This window comes from Marinobacter sp. bablab_jr003 (assembly GCF_016464245.1).
Classification (GTDB): Bacteria; Pseudomonadota; Gammaproteobacteria; order Pseudomonadales; family Oleiphilaceae; genus Marinobacter; species Marinobacter vinifirmus.
In genome coordinates, this window is the sequence record NZ_JADARC010000101.1 from 1 (window position 1) to 11,715 (window position 11,715).

Here is an 11,715-nt window from a genome sequence, read left to right on the forward strand (position 1 = left end):
ACGCTGGAAGCGAATCAAGGGGTTTGACCAACTGAAGCTGGTCGTGGACAACGTGCAGTTTCAGGATGGAATACAGGTGGAAGATCAATCTGGCAGGAACGCTGCCTGATGGTCATACACCAGATTTGACAATAACTCGCACAAGCCCGGTGAGTTCGGCAATCAGCCCCCAGCGAATCATGGTCAACACCAGCGAGCCGACCACAATCTGGCGCACGGTAAACCGCGTCGATAGCCGGTGCATGACCAGGAACAGCCCGATTTCCGCAATCACCCCCAGTGACCACAACAGCCCGATCGACAGTTTGCCGTAACCGTGTTGCTCCAGGTGAATACTGAAAAACGTGTAGTAAGCGCCGTGGGACACCTGCAGCAGGAAGTTCATCAGGAAGAAGGCCACCACCGCCGGATGGGTAACGATGGCTTTCAGGCTGCCTTTGGGAGCAGACTCTTTGCGTTCACCCCGTTCGGACGGCACCAGGAAGGCCGACACGGCAATGCCGGCGAAGACCGGCAGCAACAGCCAGGGCAAATAGCGAATCGGCACCAGTTCCAGCAAGCCGCCAACCAGCGCCACCGCACCGATAAAGCCCACCGAGCCCCAAAGCCGTATCTTGCCGTAACGTTCTTTCTTTGAACCCAGTACCCGCAGGGTGATCACTTCATATAACGGAAGAATCGCGTTCCAGAAAAAGGTAAACGCGAACATAACCAACAGCAGGCCGTAAAAGCCGGGCTCCAGAAACACTCCGGCAAAAAACAGGGAACCGGTGATAGCTCCGAAGCGTACCAGCCTTACCCGCTGGCCTGTGCGGTCGCCCAGCCAGCCCCACACGCTGGGGGCCACTACCTTGGTCAGCTGAATGGTCGCCATCAGGGTGGCGATTTGCAGATAGGAAAAGCCCTGCCCCTCCAGGTAGAGGGACCAATAAGGCAAAAGCCCTCCAAGGAGGGCGAAGAACCAGAAGTAAAGGTTAGACAGCCGCCAGTAGATGGTAGCGCCTCCCGGTTATCAGAGCTGGCCGAGTACCGGCGTATCGACGCTTACATCGCCATTCTGGCCACGATGGCGCAGGTAATGATCCATCAGCACAATGGCCATCATGGCTTCGGCAATCGGCGTGGCCCGGATACCCACACAGGGGTCGTGCCGGCCAGTGGTGATCACTTCCACCGGGTTGCCATTCACATCGATACTGCGGCCCGGCAGGCGCAAGCTGGATGTGGGTTTCAGGGCAATACTCGCGACAATGGGCTGACCGGAGGAAATGCCACCCAGCACACCGCCGGCGTGGTTAGACAGGAAGCCTTCCGGCGTCATTTCGTCCCGGTGCTCGGTGCCCTTCTGCTCTACGCAGCCAAAACCGGCACCGATTTCCACACCCTTAACAGCGTTAATGCTCATCAAGGCATGGGCCAGGTCGGCATCCAGCCGGTCAAAAATCGGCTCGCCCAGTCCCGGCGGAACACCTTCAGCGACCACGTTGATACGGGCGCCAATGGAGTCGCCCTCTTTACGCAGTGCGTCCATGTAGGCTTCCATTTCAGGCACCTTGTCGGCATCCGGGCAGAAGAACGGGTTCTGGTGTACCTGGTCCCAATCCAGCTTCTCGATCTTGATGGGGCCCAGCTGTGACAAGTAACCCCGAATACGAATACCCAGACGCTGCTCCAGGAACTTGCGGGCAACGGCGCCAGCGGCCACCCGCATGGCAGTTTCCCGGGCCGAGGAACGGCCGCCGCCACGATAGTCACGCACGCCGTATTTGTGGGTGTAGGTGTAATCGGCGTGGGCCGGGCGGAACTGTTCGGAAATCTTGGAATAGTCCTTGGAGCGCTGATCGGTGTTCTCGATGATCAGGCCAATGGGCGTGCCGGTGGTTTTACCTTCGAACACACCGGACAGAATTCGCACCTCGTCAGGCTCCCGGCGCTGGGTGGTATGGCGGGATGTGCCCGGCTTACGCAGGTCCAGGTCCTTCTGCATATCCGCTTCAGACAGCTCCAGCCCGGGAGGGCAACCGTCAATAATGCAGCCCAGAGCCGCCCCGTGGCTTTCACCGAAGGTGGTTACGGTAAACAGTTTTCCAAAAGTATTTCCGGACATAATTCAGCACTTTATAAAGGTTTTATAATAAATTACTTTAGCTGTTTCTGGCCTGCCATTCACGCAGGTCCCGGGCCGTAACCAGGAACACGCCGTCGCCGCCATTCTCGAATTCCAGCCAGGTCAGCGGCAGGTCCGGATAGGCATCGTCCATCGCACCCCAGGAGTTACCCACTTCCACAATCAGCAGGCCGTCTTCGGTCAGGTGATCGGCGGCACCGGCAATGATGCGGTGGGCAATATCCAGGCCGTCGTCGCCTGCGGCAAGGCCCAGTGCCGGCTCATGCTGGTATTCTTCCGGCATGTCCGCCAGGTCTTCCGCATCCACATACGGCGGATTGCTGAGGATGACATCGTAGCGGCCCTCGATGTTGTCAAAAACATCCGAGCGAACCGTTTGTACCCGCCCTTCCAGGCCGTGCATCTCGATGTTGGATTCGGCAACCGCCAGCGCATCTTCAGAGATATCCAACAGGTCTACTTCTGCCTCGTCGAACACCGTCGCGGCGCCAATTCCGATACAACCGCTACCCGTGCACAGGTCCAGAATGCGCTGAACGTGGGTGCCGCCAAGCCAGGGCTGCAAGCCGTTTTCCAGCAGCTCTCCCAGTGGTGACCGGGGCACCAGTACCCGCTCATCTACGTTAAAGGGCATGCCCATGAACCAGCCTTCGCCCAGCAAATAGGCAATGGGCAAACGCTCGTTAATGCGCCGCTCAATGCGCTCAATGATCAGCTCCCGCTCGCTGCGGGTCAGGCGCGCATCCAGGAACAGGTTGTTGTTTTCCAGCGGCAGGTGAACGCTGCGAAGCACCAGTTGTACGGCTTCGTCCCACACGTTATCGGTGCCATGGCCAAAGTACAGGGGCGAGGCAGCAAACCGTGAGGCGGCATAGCGCAACAGGTCGCGAATGGTCTGCAGGTCATCTACGGGGCTGGTCACAAAGTCGGTTTCCTGGTCGGTAAGTTTCAGCGCGGCATTATACGCTGATTAGGCCGATGGCTGCAGCTTTCCGCCCGCCGGCCATCACAGCGCCAGCGGGCCGGAACTGCTGCGGCTAGCCTCAAAACGGTCCAGGGCCGCGGTCATACGCTCACGCCCCAGCTGGATCAGCTCCGGCGCTTTATGGAAGTCATAGCTACGGGACGCATTCTTGGGAATGTTGATCAGCAAGTCCGGCGGATAACCGGCAATCTTGTACTGCACCAGGGCGCTCTGCATGGTTTCGATGGTCAGGTTCATCACATCAAACTTGCCAATGCCCAGCTTGTCCCAGTCGATGGTGTCGTGCTCTTCCCGCTTTTCCGCATCCGGGTGGTCGGCAGGTACCGGAGCCTTGGCCTTGGCCTCAATCGCTTTTTCCTGCGACTTTTTGGCAATCTCCCGGCTGATCTTCTGTTCCGGTGTTTCGTCCTCACTGCCTTTGCGGTTAGTGAGCGCTTTCAGGGCATCCCAGTCGAACCAGCGGGAAGCCTTGTCCCGAAGCGCGTCCATCCACTCTTCCATATCGCCGCCGGTATCTTCTGCAGGCGTCAGCGCTGCGTCCGGAATTCGCTGGAGTTGCTCTTCCTCGCCCGCCAGGTTGACCGCCATAATCAGGTCTGCGTGGGCAGAGATGGTGGGAATAATCGGTAAGGGATTCAGCACCGCACCGTCCACCAGCACACGGCCGTCCAGTACCAGCGGTGTCACTACACTGGGAATCGCAATGGAGGCACGGATAGCCTTGTCCAGAGGCCCTTCCTGGAACCAGATTTCCTTATGTGCCAACAGGTCGGTCGCTACGGCCGTAAAGGGAATCGGCAGGTCTTCAATGCGGGTATCACCCAGAATTTCCCGCACGATGGAAAACACCTTCTCGCCCCGGATGGCACCGATGGAGCTGAAGGTAAGGTCCAGCAGCTTGATCACATCAAACTGCCCTAACCCGGTTACCCAGTCTTTGTACTCTTTCAGCTTGCCGGCGGCATACATACCGCCAATCAGGGCGCCCATGGAGCAGCCGGAAATCGCAGCAATCTTGTAACCACGCTCTACCAGCACCTCGATTGCGCCAATGTGGGCATAGCCCCGGGCGCCACCGCTACCCAGGGTCAAGGCAACGGTCTTGCCCTTTCCGGTCTTGCGAACATTGCTGCTGGCGGGCGCACCTGCAGGGGAAACATCAGAGCTTTTTATGACAGCACTGGCGCCGTTATCAACCGGCTTATCCTTCTGTGCCATGGCTTACCTCTTGATCACCAATACTTCTACACGATCACCACGACGATCCGGGTCTTCCACCTGCACCACGGGCCCTACCGTGACAATTCGAATCTGGCTGCGGGAGATTCCGGTTTTGCCCAGCACCTCGGCCAGGGCATCACCTGCCTGCCGGGCGCGTTCCAGGGCCGCCTCCAGACGCTCGCCGTCCTGCAGGGAGGAGAACGCGGCCAACACCACCTCGGCGCCCTCATCAGCCGCCCAGTCGGTCAGCCTGCGCCGGTCATCGGCACTGAAATCAAACCGATAGGTAACGCCACCGCTCCAGGGCACCACCACCGGCCCCTTCATTCGCCCGTTTGACGCCTCAAAGCCCGGAATGGACGCACCTGCGCCTACCTCCAGCTGCTCCACCCAGACATACTCCCGCAGGTTACCGCGAGTGACGGTATACACCAGCGTGAGCCACTGGGTGCCGTTCTCGTCTTCCACTGCAGCGGCCACGTAATCCTGGCTGCCGTCACGGCCCAACAGGCGGGATTGCTGGAAAATCTGGTTGGCCCAGACGTTGTTGCGACCGCACTGGATACCGGAACACTGGTACAGAACGCTGGCGCCCCTGGCCCGGAATTCTGTCAGGTAATGGTCCAGCGCAGCCTCGCGACTGGCATCCCGGTTGATCTCGAACAGCTGCCCGTGGCCAGACACCGGCAGGCGCGCCATTACATCGGAACGGATTTCGTTGCGAATCTCCCGCACCGGGCTGAACAGCACCAAGTGGCCGCTGGATTCAATCGCTGCGGTGTTCTGCAGCGACGATTGCGAGAACTGCACAGGGGCCTGCGCAAGAGCGCTCGCCTGGACAGCACCGGCAGACGAAAACAGAACTATGGCCGCCAAACCTCTCAAAAAGCCACTGCGGGATCGGTTAAACATCAAAAAGAAACCTTTTTATGGCATCACTGACTGGCGCGGTATCGCCATCCAGGTGACAGTGGTGGCCGCCGGGAACATCCACCGTGGTCAGCTCCGGAATCAACGCCGCGCGCTGGTCCAGCCCCTTCCGGTAAGTCAGCAGGCCTTCCTCGGCACGCACAAACAGCGCCGGTGTTTTGATGGCCGCCAAAGAGGCTTCCACCTGTTGCTCTGTCATCATCAAAGCCGTGGGGTGCCGCAACCTTGCATCGGTCTGCCAGACATACCCCACCCCGTAGCTGCGCATGTTCCGGGGCACCAGCAAGCTGGCCGCCTCGGCACTCAGGGGGCTGAGGCCTCCCTCGCGAATTCGTGCTGCGGTTTCCACATCCGGATAGATCGCCGGCGGTGCCGAACCGTTACGCTTTTTCTGCAACGCCCGGCGCAGCTGGGGAATGGTTTCTTCCGCCGGGCGGCTAAGCGCCCCCAGGCTGTCGATCATCACCAGCCGCCGAACCCGCTCCGGAAAGGCCGCTGCGTACAAAGCACATACGATGCCGCCCAGAGAATGGCCGACCAGGTCTATCGGTTCTTTTTCGCTGTGCGGAAAATGGCTGTCGATCAGTTCGGAAAGGTCGCCCACATAGTCCATCAGCCAGTAGCTGTACCCCGGCGGCCGGTGGCCGGACTGGCCGTGGCCTGCCATGTCGATGGCGTGGACCGGCGCATGGGCGGCAAGTTCCGGCGCAAGGTGGGCAAAGCTCATGGCGTTATCCAGCCAGCCGTGCACCATCAGCACAGGTTGCCGGGTAGCTGCTTCGCGGGGCGGATGCCAGCTCAGGCCGGCAAGGGTGATGTTTTCGAGTGGCCAGTGCGCCTCCCGGCAGTCGGCCGGAACTTCGTGCCCACTGTCGGGTAACACTGTGTCATTCATGCAAGGCAGGTCCTACATGGTGTGGGTGGGGCGATCAGAGCTCAGGGAGCCAGCCAGGTATGATTCGATCTTGGTGCGGGCGGTTTCATCATCACCGTTGAACTGCACACCAATACCGGCAGCCCGGTTGCCCTGGGCGCCTTTCGGGGTTATCCATACAACCTTGCCGGCCACCGGGATTTTCTCCGGCTCGTCCATCAGGGTCAGCAGCAGGAAAACCTCGTCGCCAAGCTGGTACTGCTTGTGGGTGGGAATGAACAGGCCACCCTGCTTTATGTACGGCATATAGGCTGCGTACAGCGCGGCTTTGTCGTTGATAGTCTGGGTCAGAATACCACTGCGTGCTCCGAATCCGGGCCCCATATCAAACACCTTCTTTTTTCTGATATTTCGCAATCATAGCAGCTGTTAACCGCTAAAGCTCAACCTGCGGCGCGCTTTCTGGGCATCAAATCACGCCAGGCAATCAACAGCTGGCTGGCCTCCAGTTCCGGGCTGGCATTATACACGGCGGCCTCCCGGCTCTGCCGGACCCGATCCAGCAATTCATGGGCCCGCCAGGGCGGATTGCTGCGGGCCAGGAACATCAGCATGTCTGCCGCTTCGGTATCATTGGGCTGACCGCCGGCGCTGCACCGGGCCAGGTCGGCGGCCCAGCTTTCGAACAGCCAGAGAGTATCCTCCAGGCCGATGGTCTTGAAGCACTTCGCCGCATCACCCACGGTGACCTGCCCTTTCATAAACTGCTTGAACGCCTCGAAGGCCTTGTCCCGTAACCCCGGAAACTCGCCGGTGGCATATTCCAGCGCCAACCTCGGCGCATTACCCGCCAGCATCAGGCTCTTGGCCAGCACCCCGGCTCCGGGGCGCTGATCCTCCTCCAGCCCGGATACCTGCGCCGCCAGCCAGTTCTGGGCCTGTTCTTCCGCCGGCACCGGAATCGTCAACGCCTGACACCGGGAGCGAATGGTGGGCAGCACCGGCCGGCCACTTTCCTGCAACAGCAGCAGGGTGACATCCGGCAGCGGTTCTTCCAGGGTTTTCAGCAGGGCGTTGGCGGCATTGATGTTCAAAAGGTCTGCCCGGTCGACAATGGCCACCTTGTGATGGGCCACCTGGGGCGAACCCACGGCAAAGGTCGACAGTGCCCTCACCTGGTCCACCTTTACCATGCGGGATTTCTCCGGCGCGTAGATTCGCAAATCCGGATGACTGCCCGCACGCAGCAACTCACACTGCTTGCAGTGGCCGCAAGCCACCAGGTTGCCATTGCCCTGGTCTTCCCGGCGATCGCACAGCAACAACCCGGCAACAGCCTCGGCCCAGGCACGCTTGCCCACACCCCGTTCGCCGGCCACCAGCAAGGCGTGGGGCAGCCGGTCTTCCACAAGCCGGTGCTGAACCGCGTGCCAGGCCTTGGTCAGCCAAGGCATGTCTTGGGCGATATCACTCATTGGGTGGAGTCCGTATTTCGGGTACTGGTTCCGGGCCATTGCGTCGTTGCCGCTTCATGGTGCGCAGCAACCGCTTCAAACGGCGGGTATCGTCGGCAGAGGCCGACGCAGATGAAGCACTATAGTAATGATTGTTCACGGCCCGGGCAAAGACCCGCGCCGATTCAGACACAGCGGGAACCGCCCGGGACAGCCTTTGCGCCAGCGCCTCCGGAGTTTCACCAGCCCGCACCGGAACACCCGCCTGCTCACAGAACCGGTGCCAGCTGCTGACCACCCGGCGGAACGCATCCTGCCGTGCGCCCCGCTTCATGCCCAGGGCAGACACCAGGCCGGCCACCAGCAACGCCAGGCCCACAATACCTGCAGTCAGGTAGCCCAGTTCCTTCATACCCACGCCACCGGGCAACCGGGACATCAAATCCATCTGGCTCTGGCCCTGATAACCCACCACCCAGCGCTGCCATTGGTAGTTGATGCGGTCCAGCTGCAGTGAGGCCCACTGCAACACCTGCAGATCGCTGTAACGCTGAGGCGAGATCAGTTCGTTCTCCAGGAATGAACCTTCGTCTGCCATGGCGTCCCTCAGCCCGGATTCAATCCGGCTGGGTGCGATGGCGGCAGTAGGATCAACCCTTACCCAGCCGCGCCCTTCAAGCCACACTTCCACCCAGGCGTGGGCATCGTATTGACGAACAATGTAATACTCGTTGTTGGCACCGGCGTCGCCACCCTGGTAACCCACAACCACCCTTGCCGGAATACCTGCTGCCCGGAACACAAAAGTAGCTGCACCGGCATAGTGGGCACAGAACCCCCGCTTTTCATCGAACAGCAGTGCATCAATGCCATCTTCCGGCATGGCGGGTGGCCGCAGCGTGTAGAAATACTCCTGCTCCCGGAACCGGAGCATCAACTCCATCACGGTTTGTTCCGGGCTTAACTGCGAACCCAGCTGCTGCGCCAGTTCCCGTGCCCGGGGATTCCCCTGGGCCGGCAGCTGCAGGTATCGGCGTTGTTCCAGCGGTGACAACCCCTGCACTGCGCTGCTCGCCGCCACATTGCCCAGAGCCATCCGATAGCGCACAGAACTGTCTGCCGGGCGCCGGAAACGGAACAGGTTCTGTTCCGCCTCTACCACGTTATCTGAGACAGCTTCGGAGCCATCCAGGGCGAACGCCCAGCGCTGGTCGGTAGGTTCCATCAGCACATCGTACTGGTTCGGCTCCAGGTCCCCCACGCCGCCATCGATGGCCACCCGGCCCGGCCGGAAGAAACGCTCGGAATCGCCCTGGCGCCAGGTTTCGCCGTCCAGGCGGTCCAGAATCAGCCCGCGCCAGTAGCGGTCACGGTAATCCGGCGCATCACCACCGAAGGTCACCCGAAAGGCCCGCTCACTGCTCTGGGCCAGGTTGGAGATATCTCCCGGGCGCATGGTGTCCGAAATCCCGCTCCGGGCCTGGCCAGACACCATGGGCACACTCCACAGCGGCGCCATGCGGGGGAAGAACACAAACAGCAGGATCACCACCGGCAGGGTTTTCAGCATCAGAAGGCCAAGGCGCTTCCAGCCCCGGCCGATGGCATTGGGCAGGTCCGGGGCGTTGATGGTTTGCAGCCCCACCAGCAACAACGCAATCGCCACAAAGTTCACCAACGCCCAGAGAATGTCCTGCCGGAACAGGAAATTCACCGTGGCCAGGTACACCAGGATAAAAAACAGCACATAGAAGTCCCGGGCACTGCGGGTTTCCAGCCATTTCAGGCCCACCGCCAGCACAAAGAACGATGCCGCCGTATCTACCGTAAAACGTCCCTGAACCGTGGCAATGTACACCGCCATCAGGATCAGCATGATACCGGTGCGCAACCAGCGCCCGGGCAAACGCACCCGGCCCATCTGCGCCAGCCAGCGCCAGCCGGCCAGAACCACACAGGCGGCAATCAGCCAAACCGGCAGGCGATCCCACTGGGGCACCAGCAACACCGCAAAGGCCGCAATCAGCCACAGCAGCGCCTTACCGGGAATGGTTTCTTTCGGCGGTTCTTCCCGGCCACTGAACAGGCCAAAAGGCAGGGAAAGCTTCATGCTGCCTTGCCTCCCCGTGCTGCCCGATCCAGTTTCCTGCGGGTACCAAAGGCCCTGGCATCATCATCCCGGGGCTTTTGTTCGCCCCAGATAGCCAGCGCCCGCAGGCAACGCTCCACATGCACCTTGCCGGAATCCGGCTCGATCACCTCACCGGGCAGGTTCAGGCCAAAACGGGCACCCTTTGCCGCCCTGTCCTGCACCAGCCAGGCCAGGTAACTCAAACGCAGTTCGTTATCCACGCCCGGGAAAGCAGCAAAATCCAGCCAGTGCGGGCTGCCCTGCTTCTCTTCCCAATCTGCCACCACCATCTGGCCGGAGCGGGCAAAGCGCTTCCACATCACCCGGGGGCTTAAGTCCCCTTCCCGCCAGGGCCGCAAGTCCGCTTCGTCCTGCCCGGCTGTTTTCGCAGCTGCGGCGTTCTCCGGGCCATCCTCCAGGGTACTGAGTGCTTCCGGCGCCGCTAATGGCCGCGGAAACACCAACCCGGCCGAAGACGGCCGCACCCAGGACCAGGCCTTCAGCAAACCAAACGGATACCGGGTTTCAATACGCACCCGGTCCGGGCGCAGATAGCCACGCCAGGCCGAAGGGACAGGCAGCGTGACGTCTTTCGACTCCCCGGCTGGCACATGAATGCCTTCAACCCGTGAGTCCTCCACCGACAGGCTGATCGACAAGGCATCGTCCTTACCACTGCTGACCCGGAACCGGAAAGGAATATCTTCACCGGCCACACCTTCCCCCGCCTGAACGAGGGCCAGCGTCAAGCCGGACAGGTTACGGTGCGTCTGGTACATGGCCCCCACAAACAGGGCGCCCAGCATGAAGGTGAGCAGGTAAATAAGGCTGTTCTGATAATTGATGCCGGTAATCAGCATGATCAGCAACAGCATGCCGAACACCACACCGGCACCGGTGGGCAGAATGAAGATGTTTTTCTGGCTGAACAGAACGCTGTCTGCGCGGGGAATGCGGCGATTGATCCAGCGGCTGAAACGGCGGCCAACAGATTGTTTTATCATGCCCATCAGGCCGGAAGACTCCTGAAAAGTTCAATCCAGTTTACGGACTATGAAACCATATCCACAGCGTTTTTATAACTGTACTCCGTAGGGGAAGATTCTGATCACAATAACGGCACTTTCCGGTTGAAATAGTGTCAGACAAACCGAATACTGACAAAATGAAGCGCATAGCCTGAATGCCCTGAGTTCAGCAGTCCTCGCAGTCTCAGCAGCGCCTCTGCACACACCGGTTACCCAAGAGGCAACTCATGATACGTCGCAAACTGCTTGCCGCTGCCATAACGGCCGCCATCGCTGCCCCCGCAACTGCGGGCGTACAAACCATGACGTCTGACGAAATGGTGGAAACCTACGTAGAAGACTCCGCCGTTATCGTGGTACCCAAAGACCAGCAGAAGTCCGAGGCAGATCGCCAGCGCATCATCCAGGCCCTGACCATTTCCCCGGGCGAGCCGGTTGTCACCGAGGCAGAAGAAGAAGCCTACCGGGAAGCCCTGCAACGCTACCTGGAAGATGACCGCAAAGATTCCTTAACCGACGCCGAAGAAGAATTCCTGCGCCGCGCCCTGCTGCTACCAGTCGACGAACTGGCAAGGGTCCAGCCACCAGCCGAATTCCGCCCGGACATCCCCCAGCTGATCTTCGGCCAGCAACCGGAAATTCCGGACGAACCCTTTACCCAAACCTTCCTGAACGACCAGCTGGGTATCGGCTTTGACGGCCAGAACCTGAATTTCAGCATTGGCAACCCGCCGGGGATTGACCGGATCAATATTCCGCAGGGGATTAATGAAGGGCCAATTAATCTGACGCCGCGACCTGGGGGTGGGTTTGATCTTTCCATTCAGGTGCCGGATCAGTAAGGCCTGATAACAATTCTTACGATTAATGAAAAACGGCAGCCGATGAGCTGCCGTTTTTTGTGCCTGCGTGTTCTGCAGAAACAAAAACGCCCCGCCGAGGCGGGGCGTTGCACCAGGTTTGG

11 protein-coding genes are annotated in these 11,715 nt (G+C 60.1%); 1 reads left to right on the forward strand and 10 read right to left on the reverse strand.

What is annotated here, in order from left to right:
- Positions 1 to 112: 112 nt before the first annotated feature.
- From H3Z84_RS10295 to H3Z84_RS10340, 10 genes are all read right to left on the reverse strand, one after another.
- A complete protein-coding gene (locus H3Z84_RS10295) occupies positions 113 to 994 on the reverse strand; it encodes an MFS transporter (RefSeq protein ID WP_323126979.1) in 882 nt (293 codons plus the stop codon).
- A gap of 18 nt (positions 995 to 1,012) precedes the next feature.
- Complete coding sequence (gene aroC / locus H3Z84_RS10300) at positions 1,013 to 2,107, reverse strand: chorismate synthase (RefSeq protein ID WP_199457388.1); 1,095 nt, start codon at positions 2,105 to 2,107, stop codon at positions 1,013 to 1,015.
- Positions 2,108 to 2,144: 37 nt separating this feature from the next.
- Complete coding sequence (gene prmB, locus H3Z84_RS10305) at positions 2,145 to 3,050, reverse strand: 50S ribosomal protein L3 N(5)-glutamine methyltransferase (RefSeq protein ID WP_199457389.1); 906 nt, start codon at positions 3,048 to 3,050, stop codon at positions 2,145 to 2,147.
- A gap of 84 nt (positions 3,051 to 3,134) precedes the next feature.
- Positions 3,135 to 4,331 (reverse strand): patatin-like phospholipase family protein, encoded by a 1,197-nt coding sequence (locus tag H3Z84_RS10310; protein WP_199457390.1) that lies wholly within the window; start codon positions 4,329 to 4,331, stop codon positions 3,135 to 3,137.
- A 3-nt stretch (positions 4,332 to 4,334) separates the two neighbouring features.
- The gene (locus H3Z84_RS10315; RefSeq protein ID WP_323126978.1) at positions 4,335 to 5,144 is read right to left on the reverse strand and encodes a DUF4892 domain-containing protein; all 810 of its coding nucleotides are present in this window, start codon (positions 5,142 to 5,144) and stop codon (positions 4,335 to 4,337) included.
- 94 nt (positions 5,145 to 5,238) lie between these two features.
- On the reverse strand, positions 5,239 to 6,159 hold the full coding sequence (locus H3Z84_RS10320) for an alpha/beta fold hydrolase (protein WP_199457392.1): 921 nt from the start codon (positions 6,157 to 6,159) through the stop codon (positions 5,239 to 5,241).
- Between the two features lie 12 nt (positions 6,160 to 6,171).
- Entirely contained in the window at positions 6,172 to 6,522 is a 351-nt protein-coding gene (locus tag H3Z84_RS10325) for a PilZ domain-containing protein (protein WP_022990106.1), read from the reverse strand.
- Between the two features lie 59 nt (positions 6,523 to 6,581).
- On the reverse strand, positions 6,582 to 7,613 hold the full coding sequence (holB, locus tag H3Z84_RS10330) for a DNA polymerase III subunit delta' (RefSeq protein ID WP_199457393.1): 1,032 nt from the start codon (positions 7,611 to 7,613) through the stop codon (positions 6,582 to 6,584).
- Positions 7,606 to 9,702, reverse strand: a complete 2,097-nt coding sequence (locus tag H3Z84_RS10335; RefSeq protein WP_199457394.1) for a transglutaminase TgpA family protein — start codon at positions 9,700 to 9,702, stop codon at positions 7,606 to 7,608. Before H3Z84_RS10335 ends, holB begins: the two co-directional genes overlap by 8 nt.
- Positions 9,699 to 10,727: a DUF58 domain-containing protein gene (locus H3Z84_RS10340; protein ID WP_199457436.1), complete on the reverse strand. Its 1,029-nt coding sequence runs from the start codon at positions 10,725 to 10,727 to the stop codon at positions 9,699 to 9,701. Before H3Z84_RS10340 ends, H3Z84_RS10335 begins: the two co-directional genes overlap by 4 nt.
- 251 nt (positions 10,728 to 10,978) lie before the next feature.
- Between H3Z84_RS10340 and H3Z84_RS10345 the strand changes: the two genes are divergently transcribed.
- Positions 10,979 to 11,593 (forward strand): hypothetical protein, encoded by a 615-nt coding sequence (locus H3Z84_RS10345; RefSeq protein WP_022990102.1) that lies wholly within the window; start codon positions 10,979 to 10,981, stop codon positions 11,591 to 11,593.
- Positions 11,594 to 11,715: the final 122 nt, after the last annotated feature.